General features: G+C 66.4%; 16 protein-coding genes and 1 pseudogene. 7 read left to right on the top strand and 10 right to left on the bottom strand.

Annotated elements, in window-relative coordinates; translation table 11 throughout:
- Positions 1 to 519 (bottom strand): annotated as a pseudogene (locus RJ05_RS01215) (hypothetical protein); the annotation flags it as partial.
- Positions 520 to 646: 127 nt separating this feature from the next.
- Between RJ05_RS01215 and qcrB the strand changes: the two are divergent.
- The gene (gene qcrB / locus RJ05_RS01210) at positions 647 to 2,263 is read left to right on the top strand and encodes a cytochrome bc1 complex cytochrome b subunit (protein ID WP_051016064.1); all 1,617 of its coding nucleotides are present in this window, start codon (positions 647 to 649) and stop codon (positions 2,261 to 2,263) included.
- A gap of 70 nt (positions 2,264 to 2,333) precedes the next feature.
- Here qcrB and RJ05_RS01205 read toward each other — a convergent pair whose 3' ends face one another.
- Positions 2,334 to 2,522: a DUF397 domain-containing protein gene (locus RJ05_RS01205; RefSeq protein WP_306306368.1), complete on the bottom strand. Its 189-nt coding sequence runs from the start codon at positions 2,520 to 2,522 to the stop codon at positions 2,334 to 2,336.
- Positions 2,523 to 2,984: 462 nt separating this feature from the next.
- Between RJ05_RS01205 and RJ05_RS01200 the strand changes: the two genes are divergently transcribed.
- From RJ05_RS01200 to RJ05_RS01190, 3 genes are read left to right on the top strand one after another with little or no spacing between them, the layout of a single operon-like run.
- A complete protein-coding gene (locus tag RJ05_RS01200; protein WP_036532006.1) occupies positions 2,985 to 3,527 on the top strand; it encodes a DUF309 domain-containing protein in 543 nt (180 codons plus the stop codon).
- Between the two features lie 25 nt (positions 3,528 to 3,552).
- A complete protein-coding gene (gluQRS, locus tag RJ05_RS01195; RefSeq protein ID WP_036531991.1) occupies positions 3,553 to 4,476 on the top strand; it encodes a tRNA glutamyl-Q(34) synthetase GluQRS in 924 nt (307 codons plus the stop codon).
- Between the two features lie 40 nt (positions 4,477 to 4,516).
- Entirely contained in the window at positions 4,517 to 5,245 is a 729-nt protein-coding gene (locus RJ05_RS01190; protein WP_036531988.1) for an RDD family protein, read from the top strand.
- 155 nt (positions 5,246 to 5,400) lie between these two features.
- Here RJ05_RS01190 and RJ05_RS01185 read toward each other — a convergent pair whose 3' ends face one another.
- Positions 5,401 to 5,997, bottom strand: a complete 597-nt coding sequence (locus tag RJ05_RS01185) for a DUF4190 domain-containing protein (RefSeq protein ID WP_036531984.1) — start codon at positions 5,995 to 5,997, stop codon at positions 5,401 to 5,403.
- 28 nt (positions 5,998 to 6,025) lie between these two features.
- Here RJ05_RS01185 and RJ05_RS01180 point away from each other — a divergent pair, with 28 nt between their 5' ends.
- On the top strand, positions 6,026 to 6,808 hold the full coding sequence (locus tag RJ05_RS01180; RefSeq protein WP_036531981.1) for a queuosine precursor transporter: 783 nt from the start codon (positions 6,026 to 6,028) through the stop codon (positions 6,806 to 6,808).
- A gap of 37 nt (positions 6,809 to 6,845) precedes the next feature.
- Here RJ05_RS01180 and tgt read toward each other — a convergent pair whose 3' ends face one another.
- From tgt to RJ05_RS01155, 5 genes are all read right to left on the bottom strand, one after another.
- A complete protein-coding gene (gene tgt, locus RJ05_RS01175) occupies positions 6,846 to 8,090 on the bottom strand; it encodes a tRNA guanosine(34) transglycosylase Tgt (protein WP_036531978.1) in 1,245 nt (414 codons plus the stop codon).
- A 56-nt stretch (positions 8,091 to 8,146) separates the two neighbouring features.
- The gene (locus RJ05_RS01170; RefSeq protein WP_051016062.1) at positions 8,147 to 10,057 is read right to left on the bottom strand and encodes an ABC transporter ATP-binding protein; all 1,911 of its coding nucleotides are present in this window, start codon (positions 10,055 to 10,057) and stop codon (positions 8,147 to 8,149) included.
- A complete protein-coding gene (locus RJ05_RS01165; RefSeq protein ID WP_036531973.1) occupies positions 10,054 to 11,787 on the bottom strand; it encodes an ABC transporter ATP-binding protein in 1,734 nt (577 codons plus the stop codon). Before RJ05_RS01165 ends, RJ05_RS01170 begins: the two co-directional genes overlap by 4 nt.
- Positions 11,788 to 11,880: 93 nt before the next feature.
- Complete coding sequence (locus tag RJ05_RS01160) at positions 11,881 to 12,378, bottom strand: RrF2 family transcriptional regulator (RefSeq protein WP_036531971.1); 498 nt, start codon at positions 12,376 to 12,378, stop codon at positions 11,881 to 11,883.
- 36 nt (positions 12,379 to 12,414) lie between these two features.
- Positions 12,415 to 13,008, bottom strand: coding sequence for a TetR/AcrR family transcriptional regulator (locus tag RJ05_RS01155; protein ID WP_036531969.1), 594 nt, complete (start codon positions 13,006 to 13,008; stop codon positions 12,415 to 12,417).
- 219 nt (positions 13,009 to 13,227) lie between these two features.
- Here RJ05_RS01155 and RJ05_RS01150 point away from each other — a divergent pair, with 219 nt between their 5' ends.
- Complete coding sequence (locus RJ05_RS01150; protein ID WP_036531966.1) at positions 13,228 to 15,630, top strand: MMPL family transporter; 2,403 nt, start codon at positions 13,228 to 13,230, stop codon at positions 15,628 to 15,630.
- A gap of 191 nt (positions 15,631 to 15,821) precedes the next feature.
- Here the strand turns inward: RJ05_RS01150 and RJ05_RS01145 are convergent, their stop codons facing one another.
- Entirely contained in the window at positions 15,822 to 15,986 is a 165-nt protein-coding gene (locus RJ05_RS01145; RefSeq protein ID WP_306306367.1) for a hypothetical protein, read from the bottom strand.
- Between the two features lie 399 nt (positions 15,987 to 16,385).
- Between RJ05_RS01145 and RJ05_RS01140 the strand changes: the two genes are divergently transcribed.
- Positions 16,386 to 16,760, top strand: coding sequence for a VOC family protein (locus tag RJ05_RS01140; RefSeq protein WP_036531999.1), 375 nt, complete (start codon positions 16,386 to 16,388; stop codon positions 16,758 to 16,760).
- 60 nt (positions 16,761 to 16,820) lie between these two features.
- Here RJ05_RS01140 and RJ05_RS01135 read toward each other — a convergent pair.
- Positions 16,821 to 17,499: SDR family NAD(P)-dependent oxidoreductase (locus RJ05_RS01135; RefSeq protein WP_036531963.1), on the bottom strand; the 679-nt coding region annotated here is incomplete at its 5' end.

The following is a 17,499-nucleotide window of genomic DNA, read 5'->3' as shown; positions in this document are numbered from 1 at the left end:
ATCGATGTCGCGCGCCCCGGCAACCGCGGTTGGGTGTGGGAATTCCGGCGGGCTGTTGGTGCCATTCGCGGCGGCTCGGATCGGACCGGCGGGTGCGGCCTCGCGTCGGGCAGCCTCCGCCGACGGCGGCAGCGGCGCCCCGGTGATGCCGCGAAAGACGTGCAGCCGCCACGGCCGGTCGGCGGCATCGACACCCGTCGCGAGCACTTCGCCCAGCGCCTGCTCCAGATGGTGCCAATCTGCCTGCGGGAGTCGATGTTCGACGAACTGTCCCGGGTCGAAGGCGCAAGGCTCCCAGATCGGATAACTCAGGTCGCGAGGTGTCGGGCGCAGGCGCACGCACAGGTCGGGGACGGTGGAGCTGCGGCGGGCGATGATCGCACGCAGCTGATCGGTGCCGAGCTCGGATTCGGCGAAGCAGTAGAGCAGGAACAGGTCGTTGCGGGTGCGGCGGGACAGCCAGTACATCGTCGCGTCCTGCGGCTGCACCATGGCGCCGGGCCGCCCCACCATCCTCATGCGGCGACGATAACGACCCGGCGGCGAGACGGCGGAGGTGGGCAGAAAACCATCGACTCGGCACACCGCCCGGTGCTACCGTCTGTAGTAGAACCCAATTCACTCTCCTCAGGGTCGGGTGTCGACTATGGCTGCACTAGCTCGCACTATTAGTTCGCAGGCCAACGCGGTGGACGATCGATATCGCGCCGCGGCATTCATGAAGCGCTCGATCAACAAGGTCTTCCCGACCCACTGGTCGTTCCTGCTGGGTGAGATCGCCCTCTACGCGTTCATCATCCTGCTGCTGTCGGGTGTGTATCTGACCTTGTATTTCGATCCGTCGATGAGCCACGTCGTCTACGACGGCGCCTACCAGCCGCTGCGCGGTGTCGGTATGTCGCGGGCGTACGAGACGGCGCTGAACATCTCGTTCGAGGTGCGCGGTGGGCTGTTCGTGCGCCAGGTCCATCACTGGGCGGCGCTGCTGTTCGCGGCCTCGATCATCGTGCACTTGCTGCGCATCTTCTTCACCGGCGCGTTCCGCAAGCCGCGTGAGGCGAACTGGGTGATCGGTTCGCTGCTGCTGATCCTGGCGATGTTCGAGGGCTTCTTCGGTTACTCGCTGCCCGACGACCTGCTCTCCGGCACCGGTCTGCGGGCCGCGTTCTCCGGCATCACTATCGGGCTTCCCGTCGTCGGCACCTGGCTGCACTGGCTGATGTTCGGCGGCGACTTCCCCGGCGACATCATCATCCCGCGCCTCTACATCGCGCACGTGCTGCTGTTCCCCGGGATCATGCTGGCGCTGATCGCCGCCCATATCGCGATCGTCTGGTATCAGAAGCACACCCAGTTCCCCGGGCCAGGACGCAGCGAGAAGAACGTGGTGGGCGCGCGGATCGTGCCGGTGTTCGCCGCCGATCAGGGCGCGTTCTTCGCCTTCACCCTCGGTGTCGTCGGCCTGATGGGTGGGCTGCTACAGATCAACCCGATCTGGAACCTGGGCCCATACAACCCCTCGCAGGTCTCGGCCGGTTCCCAGCCGGACTTCTACATGATGTGGACCGACGGGCTGGCCCGGCTGATGCCGCCGTGGGAGCTCTATCTCGGGCGCTACACCGTGCCCGCGGTGACCTGGGTGGCGATGACCATGGGCCTGGTGTTCGTGCTGTTGATCATCTACCCGTGGGTCGAGAAACGGCTGACCGGCGACAGAGCTCATCACAACCTGCTGCAACGGCCGCGCGACGTCCCGGTGCGCACAGCGATCGGCGCCATGGCGATCACGTTCTACGTGGTCCTGACGCTGGCCTGCGTCAACGACATCATCGCCTATAAGTTCGACATCTCGCTGAACGCGACCACCTGGGCCGGCCGGATCGGGCTGCTGCTCGCCCCGCCCTTCGCCTACTTCCTGGCCTATCGGTTCTGCCTCGGTTTGCAGCGCAGCGACCGCGAGGTGCTCGAGCACGGCATCGAGACCGGCGTGATCAAGCGGCTGCCGCACGGTGAGTACATCGAGGTGCATCAGCCACTGGGGCCGGTGGACGAGCACGGGCATCCGATCCCGCTGGAGTATCAGGGCGCCCCGGTGCCCAAGAAGATGAACAAGCTGGGTCTGGCCGGCAAACCCGGCACCGGCAGTTTGCTACGCGCCGATCCGCGCGCGGAATCCGAGCGCAATCTGGCGATCGAAGAGGAAGAAGAGCATCGACAGCTCGCGGTGCTGCGCAGGCAGCAGGACCTCGAATCCGGGCACTGACCACTGCGAAGGCCCCGAGTCCGAATCGACCCGGGGCCCGTGATGCTGTGTTCCGGCTGCGGCCCGACAGCTACTGTCGGCGCCCGAACTGGCCACTGGCCAGGCCGGTTAGGAATGCGTCCCACTCGCCGGGGGCGAAGGCCAGCACCGGTCCGTTCCCGCTGTCCTTGGTGTCCCGGACCGCCACGTTGCCGTCGACGAGATGCGCGACTTCCACGCAGTTCCCGTCCGGGCCACTGTGTCGGCTCTTCCGCCACACAGCGCCCGTCAAATCAACCTCCACGGCACCGACTCCTTTGCTGCGTCACGATATTTTGTTCTGACTTCTGACTTGCTCCGATCAACCGGCATCCGACACCGAACGACGAACGCCGTGGTGCGCCTGGTGATAGCGCGCAACTCCCCTGTGCGCCTGTCTGCACTCGCATTTCCGAGAACGCACGGGCGGCGAGGCGAAAACACCCACGTGAGCGGGCCTCGCGCAGTGAACCCTAGCAGGTTCATCCATAGTTTGCCGGTCTCTTGCCCACTACCACAACACTTTTGCCAAGCTTGCGAAGTTTTGTCGTTGCGGAAACATTGCCAGCCCCCGGCTTTCGTTCTGGGACAGTTTCGGTAGTTGAAGTATTCATCGGATGTGATTGGACTGTGATCGGTCATAAATGCGCGATCGGATACTCCGCGCGAGCACAACGCCGGACCGGCGTGGATCATGGAGGACATGGTCGAACGCGATCGCGACGCCACAGGTCGCGCCCTCAACGCCCGTCCCCGCGACCGGCTCGGGCGCCCGCTGCCGCCGGGTAGCCAAGGCGTTCCCCGAATTCCGGATGACTTGAATCTGCCACCCCAGCAAACTCTCACCTTCGCTCAGCAACTGCTCGACGACGGTCTGGCATTCAACGCACACGAGGTTTTGGAGGCAGCCTGGAAGAACGGCCCGTTCGCCGAACGGATGCTGTGGCAGGGGCTGGCGCAGTATGCCGTGGGGCTCACCCACATTCAGCGCGGGAACACGAAGGGTGCGCATACCCTGCTGACCCGAGCGATAAACCGGCTGTCGACGTTCGAGGCCGATATCGAGAGTGATTCTGATTACACCGAAACCGATGTGGAAAGCCGGCGATCCTTTCCCTACGGCATCGACGGCGTGGGTTTGATCGCCCACGCGCAGACCCTGCTCGCCGATCTCGAGGCCGGCACACCGATACCCCAGGACAGGCTCGAACCGCGTCTGTGCGTCGCCACCTCCCGGCCCGGCTGACCACCTCGCCTCTACCATGACCGGAATGCCGACCGACCTCGCGCCTGCGGGCCGATACGCGCCGAGCCCGTCCGGTGACCTGCACCTGGGCAACCTGCGCACGGCCCTGCTGGCCTGGCTCTTCGCCCGCAGCACCGGGCGACGGTTCGTGCTGCGCGTCGACGATCTGGATCGAGTGCGTCCGGGCGCCGAAGCCCGGCAGCTGGCCGACCTGGCCGCGATTGGCCTGGACTGGGACCCGCCGGTGGTCCGGCAATCCGATCGGTTGCCGCACTACACCGCGGCCATCGACCGGCTCACCGCCGTCGGCCTGACCTACGAATGCTTCTGCACCAGAAGGGAAATCCAGCAGGCCGCGACAGCACCGCACGGCCCGATGCGCGCCTACCCCGGCACCTGCCGCGACCTGACCGAGGCCGAACGCGCGGCCAAACGCGCCGAAGGCAGGCCCGCCGCGCTGCGCCTGCGGGCCGCGGTCACCGAGTTCGAGGTGATCGATCAACTGCACGGCCGTTATCGCGGGCCGGTCGACGATGTGGTGCTGCGCCGCGGTGACGGCATCCCCGCCTACAACCTCGCGGTGGTCGTCGACGATGCCGACCAGGGCGTCGACCAGGTGGTGCGCGGTGACGACCTGCTGCCGTCCACGCCGCGTCAGGCCTATCTGGCCACGCTGCTCGATCTGCCGGTCCCGCAGTACGCCCATGTTCCGTTGGTACTCAACGAATCCGGGCAGCGGCTGGCCAAACGCGACGGCGCGGTCACCCTGGCCGACCGGCACGCCCTCGGCGAGAGCACCGAGCAGGTGGTGGCCGCGCTGGCCCGCTCCCTCGGCTTCACCGCGAGCACGGCGGCCCGGATGCTGGCCGAATTCGACCCGCTCGCGCTGCCGTCGAAGCCCTGGACGCTCGACCCGGACGGGTTGTTGCCACCCGATCGATGTCCGTAACGTACCCAGCGACCGATCTGTCGACGGACGAGGATTACTTATGACAAGCGGTGGGTACGACCCCAACCAGTATCCGCAGGGCGGGCAGCCGTACGGGCAGCCCCAGTACGGCGAGCAGCCGAAGTACGACCAGCAACCGCCGCAGCAGCCCTACGGACAGCAGCCGCAGCAGTCTTACGGCCAGCCGCAGTTCGGTCAGCAGCAGCCGTACGGGCAGCCGCAGGATCCCTACGCCCAGCAGGGTCAGTACGGGCAGCAGCCGCAGTACGGCCAGCAGGACCCGTACGCGCAGCAGCAGTATGGCCACCCGGGTTACGGGCAGCAGCCAGGATTCGGTGGGCAGCCGGGTGATCTGCTGACCCGCTTCGGCGCGCGAGTCATCGACGGGATCATCTCCGGAATCCCGGCCGCCATCGTCTACTTCGTCATCGCGTTCGCGATCAACAGCCTGTTCGGCTCGTTCCTCGCGTGGATCCTGTACTTCGCGATCGTCAGCGCGTACTTCGTGCTGTGCGAAATCAACATGGGCACGACGCTGGGCAAGAAGATCCTCGGCCTGCGCGTCATCGCACCGGGCGGTGCGCCCAAGATCAGCCCCGAGGTCTCGATCAAGCGCAACATCTACCTGATCGTCAACATCATCCCGTGCCTCGGCCAGCTGGCCAGCCTGGGTCTGGCGATCTACATGGCTATCACCATCGAGCAGGACCCGAACAAGCAGGGTTGGCACGACAAGTTCGCCGGCGGAACGCAGGTCGTCAAGGGCTGACCGCGCTGAAACTCGACAACAAGGGGCGCGCCGAAACCGGTGCGCCCCTTCGTTGTTTCCGCGGTCAGCCGCACATCGGTTCAACGCGGCGCGAGGCGGCCGACTCGACCGTTCGGCCCCTTCGACCTACCCGGCCGTCGACCGGACTCCAGCTATTACGGCCCCGCGACGATGCCGATGATGTTGAGGATCCACATGATCACACCGAGCCCGATGCTGACCGCGCCGACCCAGATCGCCGCCTGCGCGAACCCGCGACCTTCCTGGCCGGTCTGATCGATCTGTTTCTGCGCGACGACCCCGAGAATCAACCCGACCGCCGACACCACGAACAATCCACAGCACAGCACACCGATGCACGAGGTGATCAGCGCGCCGATGGCCATCCCGTTGGTGCCCTGCGGCGGCATCCCGTAGCCCGGGTATCCGGCCTGGTACGGATAGCCGTACCCCTGCTGCGGGTACGGCTGCTGCTGTGCGTACGGATCCGGTGCGGGCTGCTGATACGCCGGGTAGGCCGGCGGCGGAGCAGCCGGATACTGGGGCTGCGAACCGGACGGATACTGCGGCGGCGCACCCGCGCCCGGCTGCGAGGGATATTGCGGCGCAGCGGGATACTGCTGCCCGGACGGGTAGCCGGGCTGCTCGGCTGCGGGGTACTGCGGGACCGAACCGGCACCACCTGACTCCGACGACACGCCTTGGCCACCGTACTGCTTCCACCACTCGTCGGAATCGCCGGGATTGGTCATGGCTACACCATATGGCAAACCTGGTTGGATGAGTCGGGTGAGTGATTCGAACAAACCCGCCGATCACGAGGGGTCTGGGCGCCCCGCGTCGAACCATGCGGCATTCGCCCAGGTCGCGCGGGGCTACTACACCCTCATCGTGGCACTGTTCACGGCCACGCTGATCATTTCCAATGTCTGCGCGACCAAGGGCGTGCAGTTCTTCACCGACAAGTCGGTGAGTCTCGGACCGATCGAGGTGCTGCCCATCACCACCGATGGCGCGTTCTTCCTCTTCCCGCTGGCCTACATCCTCGGCGACGTGCTCAGCGAGGTCTACGGCTTCCGCGCCACCCGCCGCGCCATCTACTACGGGTTCGGTGCGCTGCTGCTGATGGTGGTGTGCTTCGCCGTCGCGATCCAGCTGCCGCCCGCGGTGTTCTACGAGAATCAAGAGGCCTTCCGCACCGTCCTCGGCACCACACCGCAGCTGGTGGCTGCCGGGCTGGCCGGCTACTTCGTCGGCCAGCTGCTGAATTCGGCGACGCTGGTGCTGATCAAGGAGCGGACCAGGGAAAAGCATCTGTGGGCCCGGCTGATCGGCTCCACCGTGGTCGGCGAACTCGCCGACACCCTCATCTTCTGCTCGATCGCCGCCACCGCCATCGGCATCGACAGCTGGGAGCAGTTCATCAACTACGTGATCATCGGCTTCCTGTGGAAGACACTGGTCGAGATCGTGGTCATGCCCATCACCTATCAGGTGATCGCGCTGCTGAAGAAGCACGAACCGAGCTACGCGCCAAAGGATCTCGATCCACTGCATACGTGAGGGGCGCGGCCGTGGCCACCGGCGGGGTGGCCTCGGCCTACGGCGCGGTGATCCGACCCTTCCAGCGGCCCAGAGTCTCGGCCTGGAACTCCTCGAAGTACCCGCCGTCGATGCTCTCGCGGATCCGGTCGACCAACCGGATCGTGAAGCGCTCGTTGTGAATCGTGCACAGTGTGGCCGCCAGCATCTCCTTGGCCTTGAACAGGTGATGCAGGTAGGCGCGGGTGTAGTTGGCGCAGGTGTAGCAGTCGCAGTTGTCGTCGATCGGGGTGAAGTCGCGGCGGAAACGGCTGGTGTTGATGTTGAACCGGCCGCCGTCGACGTAGATCGCGGCATTGCGCGCCACCCGTGACGGATTCACGCAGTCGAAGGTGTCGGCGCCGTTGGCGACGGCGGTGAACACATCCTCCGGTTCGCTGATGCCGAGCATGTGGCGCGGTTTGTGCTCGGGCAGCTCCGCGCTGCACCAGCCGACGATGGTGCCGAGATTGTGCTTCTCCAGCGCGCCGCCGATGCCGTAGCCGTCGAATTCGGTGCCGTCCTGGCCGCGGATGGCTTCGAGTTCGCGGCAGGCCTTGCGGCGCAGGTCCTCGTACTGCGCGCCCTGGATCACCGCGAACAGCGCCTGGTACGGACGGTGGGCGCGGGCGTGGGTCAGCCGCTCGTGCTCGTCGATGCAGCGCTGCGCCCACTCGTGCGTGCGTTGCAGGGATTTCTCCTGGTAGGCCCTGGTGTTGAGCAGGGTGGTCAGCTCGTCGAAGGCGAACATGATGTCGGCGCCGAGCTGGTGCTGGATACCCATCGAGACTTCGGGGGTGAAGCGGTGCTTGGAGCCGTCGAGGTGGGAGCGGAAGGTGACGCCGTCGTCGTCGACGGTGGCCAGCCGTTCCTTGCCCTTGGCGATGACGTCGTCGCTTCGCACGTCCACCGCCTCCATGGCCAGCACCTTCTTGAAGCCGACGCCCAGCGACATCACCTGGAAGCCGCCGCTGTCGGTGAAGGTCGGGCCGGGCCAGTTCATGAACCGGCCGAGCCCGCCGGCCTCGTCGACGATGTCGGCGCCGGGCTGTAGGTAGAGGTGATAGGCGTTGGCCAGCAGTGCCTGCGCGCCGATCTCGCGCATCGTCTCCGGCAGCACGGCCTTGACCGTGGCCTTGGTGCCCACCGGGATGAACGCGGGCGTGGCGATGTCGCCGTGCGGGGTGCTGATCACCCCGGTGCGCCCGTACTGCCCGTCCAGGCGGGTACCGACGGTGAACGAGAAAGCTGCGCGGTCGGACACGCGCCCATCTTCGCAGGGCGCGCGCCGGTCCACGCAGGTGGGCGGGGGCCGTGCGGTTACGCGTCCGCGGCCGCGGCGGCGAACTGGGCGCTGTAGAGCCGGTAGTAGGCGCCGCGGTTCTCCAGCAGCCGTTCATGATTGCCCAGCTCCACGATCTGGCCCTTCTCCATCACCACGATGACGTCGGCGTCGCGGATGGTGGAGAGCCGATGGGCGATGACGAAGCTGGTGCGGTCGCGACGCAGGGCCGCCGTGGCGTGCTGCACCAGCAGTTCGGTGCGGGTGTCGACGGAGCTGGTGGCCTCGTCCAGGATCAGGATCGACGGCTTGGCCAGGAATGCCCGCGCGATGGTGATGAGCTGCTTCTCACCGGCGCTGACCCCGGTGCCCTCCTCGTCGATGACGGTGTCGTAGCCGTCGGGCAGCGCGTGCACGAACCGGTCGACATAGGCGGCGCGGGCCGCGGCGATGATGTCGTATTCGCTGGCGTTGGGGTTGCCGTAGGCGATGTTCTCCCGGATGGTGCCTTTGAACAGCCAGGTGTCCTGCAACACCATGCCGATGCGGGAGCGCAGGTGATCGCGGGTGATGTCGGTGATGTCGACGCCGTCGATGGTGATGGTGCCCGCGTCGAGTTCGTAGAACCGCATGAGCAGATTGACCAGAGTGGTCTTGCCTGCGCCGGTCGGGCCGACGATGGCGACCACATGTCCCGGTTCGGCGACCAGCGACAGCCGTTCGATCACCGGCTTGCCCGGCTCGTAGCCGAACGACACCGCCTCGAATTCCACCCGCCCGCGATCGACCGGACGCACGTCCTCCATCACCGGGTCGGGGCTCTGTTCCTCGGCGTCGAGGATCTCGAAGATCCGTTCGGCCGAGGCCACGCCCGATTGCAGCAGGTTGGCCATCGCGCCGATCTGGGTCAGCGGCTGGCTGAACTGCCTGGAGTACTGGATGAACGCCTGCACCTCGCCGAGCGAGAGCTGGCCGGTAGCCACCCGCAACCCGCCGACCAGCGCGACCAGCACATAGTTGACGTTCCCGAGGAACATGATCGCGGGCATGATCAGCCCGGAGATGAACTGCGCCTTGAAGCTGGACTGGTAGAGCTGCTCGTTGCGCTTGTCGAACTCCTCGGCGACCTCGCGGTTACGGCCGAACGCGGTGACGATCTCGTGCCCGGTGTATGCCTCCTCGACCTGGGCGTTCACCAGGCCGGTGTACTTCCACTGGTCGACGAAATGCGGTTTCGAGCGTTTGGCGATCTGGGTGGTGACCACGATCGCGGCCGGCACCGTCAGCAGGGCGATCAGCGCCAGCAGCGGCGAGATCCAGAACATCATCACCAGGATGCCGAGCACCGAGAACACCGAGTTCAGCAGCTGACTCATGGTCTGCTGCAAGCTCTGCGAGACATTGTCGACGTCATTGGTGACCCGGCTGAGCACATCGCCGCGCGGGGCGGAGTCGAAGTAGCGCAGCGGCAGCCGGTGGATCTTGTCCTCGACATCGCTGCGCAGCCGCTTCACCGTCCGGTTGATGACATTGTTGAGCAGATAGCCCTGCAACCAGCTGAACAGCAACGCACCGAGGTAGAGCACCAGCACCAACATCAGCACCCGGCCCACCGCGTCGAAATCGACACCGACGCCGGGCACCACGTCCATGCCGGCGAGCATGTCGGCGAGGGTGGTGTTGCCCTCGGCGCGCAGACCCTCGATGGCCTGTTCCTTGGTGATGCCCTCGGGCAATTGCTTGCCGACGACGCCGTCGAAGACGAGGTTGGTGGCCTGGCCGAGAATGTAGGGGCCGAGGGTGTTGAGCACCACCGACACGATCACCAGCGTCACGATCGCGATGACGTTGACCCGCTCCGGCGCGAGCCTGCGCAGCAGCCGCTTCAGTGATGGGCCGAAAGATTTCGGCTTGCTGTCCGGTGCGCCCGGAACCGCCCCCGGCCTCATCGGGCCTCCTCCACGCTCAGCTGCGATTCGACGATTTCCTGGTATTCCGAGCAGTCACGCAGCAATTGCTCATGGGTGCCGATGCCTGCCATGGCACCGTCTTCGAGGACGACGATCTGATCGGCGTCGCGGATGGTGGCGATGCGCTGGGCCACGATGATCACCGAGGCGTCGCGGGTTTCCGGCCGCAGCGCCTCGCGCAGCCTGGCGTCGGTGGCCACGTCGAGGGCGGAGAAGGAATCGTCGAACAGGTAGATGCGCGGCTTGCGGACCAGCGCGCGGGCGATGGCCAGGCGCTGGCGTTGCCCGCCGGAGACGGTGGTGCCGCCTTGGGCGACCGGCGTTTCCAGGCCCTGCGGCATGTCCCGGACGAAGTCGGCGGCCTGCGCGATCTCCAGGCAGCGCCACAGTTCGTCGTCGGAAGCGTCGGGATTGCCGTAGCGCAGGTTGCTGGCGATGGTGCCGGAGAACAGGTACGCCTTCTGCGGCACCAGGCCGATCTGGCCGCGCAGTTGTTCCGGGTCGAGATGGCGCACATCGGTGCCGCCGACGTACACCGCGCCATCGGTGACGTCGATCAGCCGCGGAATCAGGTTGATCAGTGTGGTCTTGCCCGCACCGGTGGAGCCGACGATCGCGGTGGTCTGCCCGGGGCCGACCCGGAACCGGATCGCGTGCAGCACCGGTTTCTCGGCACCCGGATAGCTGAATTCGGCGAACTGGACGTCGACCTCGGCCGGGTCGCCACGGAATGGTTGCGGCTTCGCCGGCGGATGCACCGAGGAGCGGGTCTGCAAGACCTCGCCGATGCGGTCGGCGGAGACGGCGGCACGCGGAGCCATCATGGCCAGGAACGAGGCCATCATCACCGCCATCAGGATCTGCATGATGTAGGCCAGCAGCGCGGTGAGCGAGCCGATCTGCATTTCGCCCGAATCCACCAGGTGCCCGCCGAACCAGATGACGGCGACGGCGGTGAGGTTGCTGATCAGCATGACCGTCGGGAACATCAGCGCCATCAACCGGCCCACCCGCAGCGAGGTGTCGGTGAGTTCGGTGTTGGCCACCCCGAAGCGCCAGGTCTCCTGCCGCTCCCGGACGAAGGCCCGCACCACCCGGATACCGGTGATCTGCTCGCGCAGCACCCGGTTCACTCCGTCGATCCTGGTCTGCATCTCCCGGAAGCCGGGCACCATCCTGGCGATGATCAGCGCCATGCTCAGCCCGAGCGCCGGCACCGCGATCAGCAGCACCCAGGACAGTTTCAGGTCTTCGCGCAGCGCCATGATGATGCCGCCGATACACATGATCGGGGCCATGACCAGGATCGTCGCCGCCATCACGATCAGCAGCTGCACCTGCTGGACGTCGTTGGTGTTGCGGGTGATCAGCGACGGAGCGCCGAAGCCGCCGACCTCGCGCGCGGAGAAGGTGCCGACCCGGTGCAGCAGTGCGCCGCGCAAGTCGCGCCCGCCACCCATCGCGGCCTGTGCGGCCAGATAGACCGAGGAGGCCGAGGCCACGATCTGCACGCCGGTGACCACCAGCATCCACAGACCGGTGCGCCAGATGAAGCCGATATCGCCCTTGGTGACGCCCTCATCGATGATGTCGGCGTTCAGGCTCGGCAGGTAGAGCATCGCGATGACCGAGATCAGCTGCAACGCGACCACTCCGGCGAGCTGGGCTCGATACGGAGCCAGATAGGTGCGAAGCAGTGAGATCAACATGATGACTGGAGGCTACCGGCATTTCGGCGGGCATGACGAGGACATTTACGCCGGACTGGTCGAGTGTCCGAACTGTCCGGAAACGGTGCGGGATCAGGCGCGGCCGAGCAATTCCTGGTCGTCGCGTGGCTCGCGCCGGGCCCAGGCGCCGGGATCGGCGGTCAGCGCGTCGATGAATCCGGGCAGCCGGTTGTCGGCGATATCGGCGATGGAGACGTCTTCGAGGACGGCGCGGATATTGACCCGCAGCGCGATCCACACCCGCTGCAAGGGTTCGGCGGCGCCCGGGTAGCGCACATCCTCGGGCCGCTCACCGCGCACCGACGCGAGTGGGCCTTCGATGCCGCGGATGACGTCGGCGATGGAGATCGCGTCGGCCGGGCGCGCCAGCCGGTAGCCACCGTCCGGGCCGCGCCGGCTGGTCACCAGGCCGGCCCGGCGCAATTCGGCCAGCACGCCTTCGAGCACCTTCGGGGCGATGCGCTGCGCCGAGGCGATGGTCTCGGCCTTCACCGCCGCGCCGGTGCCCGCCGCGTCGGCGATCTCGAGCAACGTTCGCACCGCGTGATCGACCTTCGCGGTGATATGCACTCCTGCTCCTGACGTATCCGACTGACGGCGTCGAATCTACGCGGTCCGGTGCGCGGTCAGGACACAGGTGGCGGCATCCAGGAGGGTCTTTTCCACCAGTTCGTCCGGCGCGTCCGGCACCACCTCCGTCGACAGCAACGCCACGCCGAGGATCTCCAGGGCGGCACTGGCCCGCAGCAGCGCTTCGTCGGTGGGATCGGGCCCGGCCAGCCAGTGCCGCAGCTGCCTGGTGCTCTCGGCGACATCGGGGTAGCGGTCGGCCATGGCGTTGACGATGGCGACGGTGTCACGCATGCACATGGCGCCGGCGTCACGGTGACGGACCATGCCACGGACGTAGGTGCGCAGGACCGCCCGGATGCCTTCGGGGTTGTACGGAACGGCGTCGATGTCCTCGACCACCGCACGCATGTGGTCGATCACCGGATCGATGATCGCCAGCAGCAGATCGAGCTTGGAAGCGTAGTGATAGTAGAGCGACGCCTTTGTGATTCCCACCGCATCCGCGACTTCGCGCAGGCTCGTCTGCTCGAAACCTTTATGGGTGAACAGTTCGACGGCAGCGTCTCGGATGGCCTGTTTAGTGCCTCCACCTGCGACAACAGCGTCCGTCGACTCACGGATGGTCATGGGATGATCCTCTCATCACTGTTCTGCCCGGCTCCGGGTGCCCGAGATATTGAGGTTGTGCCTCCGGTTAGTTCCTACGGTAGTCTACCTACCGCACGGTAGGCAGAGCGCGTCAATTGGAGGCGGGGACGGCAAGCACCCGCGGCAGAGGTGCTGTCTACACGCTCCAGCAATTGAATCGATCCCAAGCAAGCCCAGCGATAGCTAGGAGAGACCCCCGTGTCCGTTTATCTATACCGATGGGGAAAGTTCGCTTTCCGCCGGAAATGGATAGTGCTGCCCGTCTGGCTGCTCCTTTTGGTGCTGCTCGGCGGGGCCGCGGCAACCCTGGCCAAGCCGTTCCAGGACAAATTCGACATGCCCGGCCTGCCGTCGGAGCGCGCCACCGAAATCCTCGAAGAGCACATGCCGCAGTACGCGGAGGGCTTCAGCATCGACGCGATCACCGCGACCTACGTGATCGCCGCCAAGGACGGCAAGCTCTCCGATCCGAACAACATGGCCGCTCTCGACGCGATGGTGCAGAAACTGAACGCGCCGAAGCTGGGTGATCAGGAGATCGTCGATCACAGCCAGCCGATCGTTAACCCGGTCACGGCGACGCAGATGATGCCGGCCGGCCCGGAGGCCGCCAAGGCACAGGCCGAGGCCATGGCTGCCCTCGAGCCCGGCCAGACCCCGCCGATCCCGTCGCCCAACTGCCTCGACAACCCCGAGGCGCCCGATTTCCAGGGCATGTGCTCGGGTGCACCGCTGAACGTGCTGAACGAGCAGAAGCCGGGCACCGTCGCGGTGATCACCGTGCCGTTCACGATGGCGGAATTCTCCGACGTCAAGCCCGAGCACCGCGAGGCCGCCGAGGCCGTGGCCGAGCAGGCCGAAGAGGCCGGCCTGACCGTCGCGATGACCGGCGTGCTGGCCCAGGAACAGCCCGAGCAGGGCACCGCCGAGATGATCGGCATCGGCGTCGCGCTGATCGTCATGATCATCGCCTTCGGTGCGCTGATCGCGGCCTTCGTGCCGATCATCACCGGCATCGTCGGTGTCGGCGCGGCCGGCCTGGTGATCGTGATGGGCACCTCGCTCACCGCGGTCCCGACCTTCACCCCGATCCTGGCCTCCATGATCGGTCTGGCGTTGTCGATCGACTACGCGCTGTTCATCGTCTCCCGGTACAAGCACGAACTCGTCGTGCAGGATTCGCCGGAAGAAGCCGCCGGTGTCGCGGTCGGCACCGCGGGCTCGGCGGTCGTCTTCGCCGGTCTGACCGTGCTCATCGCCCTGCTCGGCCTGAGCATCGTCGGCGTCAGCTTCCTGACCGCCATGGGTATCGGTGGCGCGATCGCCGCGGCGTTCGCCGTCGTCACCGCGATCACCCTGCTGCCCGCCTTGATGGGTGCGTTCGGCCGGTTCCTGTTCAAGCCGAAGGTTCCGTTCGTCGCCAAGCACGACCCCGAGGACGACAGCTCGGTCACCAACGGCATGCGCTTCGCCAAGCTCATCGCCAAGGCTCCGGCCATCACCCTTGCGCTGTGCGTGGTGGTGCTCGGTGCGCTCGCCGCACCGGCGGTGAACCTGAACCTGGGTCTGCCCGGCGGCGACAGCGCGCCCAAGGACTCGTCGATGCGCAAGGCCTACGAGTTGCAGACCGAGGGCTTCGGCGAAGGCAAGAACGGCATGCTCGTGGTGGCCGTCGACCTGTCCGAGGTGCCGCAGGACCAGCGCGAGCCCGCGTTGTCCGAACTGCGCGACCGGCTCGCCGGTTACGAGGACATGGACTACCTGACGACCGCTCAGCCGAGCGAGGACGGGCAGGCGGCGCTGTTCATGGCGGTGCCGAAGTCCGGCCCGAACAGCGAGGCCACCCAGGATCTGGTCGCCGATGTCCGCGATGCCGAGGGTGAGTTCACCGCGAAGTACGGCATGGAATACGGCATCACCGGTGAGACCGCGATCTACGCCGACGTCAACCACGTGCTGCTCGCCAGCATCGTGCCCTATCTGGCGATCGTGGCCGGCGCGGCGTTCCTGCTGCTGGTGCTGGTGTTCCGGTCGATCCTGGTACCGCTGACCGCCGCGCTCGGGTTCCTGTTGTCGATGGCCGCCACCTTCGGTGTCACCGTGCTCTTCTTCCAGGAGGGCGCGCTCGGCCTGATCGAGGACACCCACCCGATCATCAGCTTCCTGCCCATCATGTTGATCGGCATCGTGTTCGGTCTCGCGATGGACTACCAGGTGTTCCTGGTGACCCGCATGCGCGAGGAATTCGTGCGCGGCAAGTCGCCGAAGGACGCGATGATCGACGGCTACCACCACGGTGCCCGCGTGGTCACCTCGGCCGCGGTCATCATGATCTCGGTCTTCGCCGGGTTCATGCTCTCGCCGGACATCACCTCGAAGTCCATGGGCTTCGCGATGGCGGCGGGCGTGTTCTTCGACGCCTTCCTGGTCCGGATGGTGCTGATCCCGTCGCTGCTGGTGCTGATGGGCAAGTGGGCCTGGTGGCTGCCCGCCTGGCTGGACCGCATCCTGCCCGACATCGACGTGGAAGGCACCAAGCTGCGCGAACTCCAGCAGAGCGATGCCGACGCCGCGAAGAAGCCGGTGGAAGCCGGAGTCTGATCGGCCGCAGCGCAACAACTCGCGACGAACCCCGTCCGGCACACCAGCCGGGCGGGGTTCGCCCGTCTCTGCTCCGAGGCCGCCCCGAACGACGGCACCGCGCACGGGACCGAGAGGAAGGGGGGACCGCCTCGCGACCGTCGACTCTCGCCCGCTGACCAGAGGGTCGCGGCCGGAAATGGCCTACCGAGCTACTGGCTCGGTTCGGGCAGTGTGCAGTGCTCGACCCTCGGATTGAGACCCGCGTAGTTGAGTGGCCCCGAGACGACGGTCAGCGCGATGGTGGCGAAATCGCGGCATTGGGCCGGAGCGGCGGTGAAATAGTCGCGCTGAAATGCGGCGACGAATCCGATCACCAACCACAGCGTAAACAACAAACTCAGCAAACTCGCACCGAAACCACGAGACGATCGGGCGCGAATGGAGGGCTCGCGCATGGCAATCGTTCCTTCCATCTCCGAGTACCCAGGGAGTACCCGGTGCGGTGCCCGGCTATCACCGTGCTGCCGGACGGGCGGTTGTCACCACTGCGGCCGAACGCACTACCGCGATTTCCTGGCGGCCGGACTCTCCCGGCCGATCGACTGTTCGGCAGCGTGCTCGCGCCCCTGTTCAGCGAAGGCGCTGCCTCCAGTATTCAGCCCGACGGGGCTGCGGCCAAGGTTTCGCCCGCCGAGGGCCCCGGGCGACAACGGTTACCGGTTGTCCGAACGGGTAGCCCTCCGGTGATCCCCGCCTCGGAGAAGGAGATGAGCATGGCAGCGACGGGCGTCGTCGGCTTACGCACGGTGGTGCTGGATTGCCCCGAACCACGTGAACTGGCCGAGTTCTACCTGCGCCTACTCGGTGGCGAAATCGTCGAGCCGGAAAGCGACGACACCTGGGTGGCGATGGTCGATCCGCAGGGCCGCCGCCTGGCCTTCCAGCTCGCGCCGGAATATCAGCCGCCACATTTCCCCGACCCGAAGGCCTCCCAGCAGATTCACCTGGACATCTTGGTCACCGATATCGATGTCGCAGAGCCGGCCGTACTGGGCGCGGGCGCGAAATTCGTGCAGGCGGCCGAGAATTTCCGGGTATACACCGATCCGGTGGGACATACGTTCTGTCTGGTGTGGCTGCCGGAATGAGTTGTCGGCCCACCGGCCGGCATCGACGCCGAGCCGGCGGGCCATGGCACACGAGGCCGTCTACTCGTCGAATGCGGTGTCGCGGGCGAGCTTGTCCCACTGGTCCAGCTCCGCGCGGACACCGTCGAGGTGGCCGATGATGGCGTCGACGGCGTCGCTGCCCAGTGGCAGGCGCAGCGGGGTCTGCTCGGCGTCGAGCGCGGTGATGATGGCGGCGGCCGCCTTCGCGGGATCGCCGGCCTGATCGCCGTCGCTGCCCTGAACGAATTCCTTTGTGCTGCCGACGGTCTCGGCGTATGCGGGGTGATCGGCGCTGAAGTAGGCGGCGTTCTTGCCGAACAGGTTGGTGCGGAACGAGCCCGGCTCCACAACGAGCACTTTGATGCCGAAGCCCTTCACCTCGTCGGCGAGAGCTTCCGAGAGCCCTTCGAGCGCGAATTTCGTTGCGCTGTAGGCCCCGAACCCGGCGAACGACATCTGTCCGCCCATGCTGCTCAGGTTCACGATGGCACCGCTACGGCGTTCCCGCATGGACGGCAGCACCGCGCGGGTGAGCGCGGCCGGGCCGAAGAAGTGCACATCGAACAGGTCGCGCAGTTCGGCGTCGGTGGTTGCCTCCACGGCGCCCACCTGGGTGCGACCGGCATTGTTCACGAGCACGTCGATGCGGCCGTGCCGGGCGAGAACGTCGGCTACCACCTCCTCGGCGCGGGCGACATCGGTGACGTCGAGCCGCACC

It is taken from the genome of Nocardia cyriacigeorgica NBRC 100375, from assembly GCF_000308555.1.
GTDB lineage: Bacteria > Actinomycetota > Actinomycetes > Mycobacteriales > Mycobacteriaceae > Nocardia > Nocardia cyriacigeorgica.
Note: the sequence above shows the minus strand (reverse complement) of the source record. Positions and strands in the feature narration are given on the sequence as shown.

Excerpts from the sequence above, each read along its gene's own strand:
- RJ05_RS01140 (WP_036531999.1), top strand. The coding sequence starts at position 16,386 with ATGGCAGCGACGGGCGTCGTCGGCTTACGCACGGTGGTGCTGGATTGC.
- RJ05_RS01155 (WP_036531969.1), bottom strand. The coding sequence starts at position 13,008 with ATGACCATCCGTGAGTCGACGGACGCTGTTGTCGCAGGTGGAGGCACT.
- gluQRS (WP_036531991.1), top strand. The coding sequence starts at position 3,553 with ATGCCGACCGACCTCGCGCCTGCGGGCCGATACGCGCCGAGCCCGTCC.
- RJ05_RS01170 (WP_051016062.1), bottom strand. The coding sequence starts at position 10,057 with ATGAGGCCGGGGGCGGTTCCGGGCGCACCGGACAGCAAGCCGAAATCT.
- RJ05_RS01200 (WP_036532006.1), top strand. The coding sequence starts at position 2,985 with ATGGTCGAACGCGATCGCGACGCCACAGGTCGCGCCCTCAACGCCCGT.
- RJ05_RS01190 (WP_036531988.1), top strand. The coding sequence starts at position 4,517 with ATGACAAGCGGTGGGTACGACCCCAACCAGTATCCGCAGGGCGGGCAG.
- qcrB (WP_051016064.1), top strand. The coding sequence starts at position 647 with ATGGCTGCACTAGCTCGCACTATTAGTTCGCAGGCCAACGCGGTGGAC.
- RJ05_RS01165 (WP_036531973.1), bottom strand. The coding sequence starts at position 11,787 with ATGTTGATCTCACTGCTTCGCACCTATCTGGCTCCGTATCGAGCCCAG.
- RJ05_RS01185 (WP_036531984.1), bottom strand. The coding sequence starts at position 5,997 with ATGACCAATCCCGGCGATTCCGACGAGTGGTGGAAGCAGTACGGTGGC.
- RJ05_RS01180 (WP_036531981.1), top strand. The coding sequence starts at position 6,026 with ATGAGTCGGGTGAGTGATTCGAACAAACCCGCCGATCACGAGGGGTCT.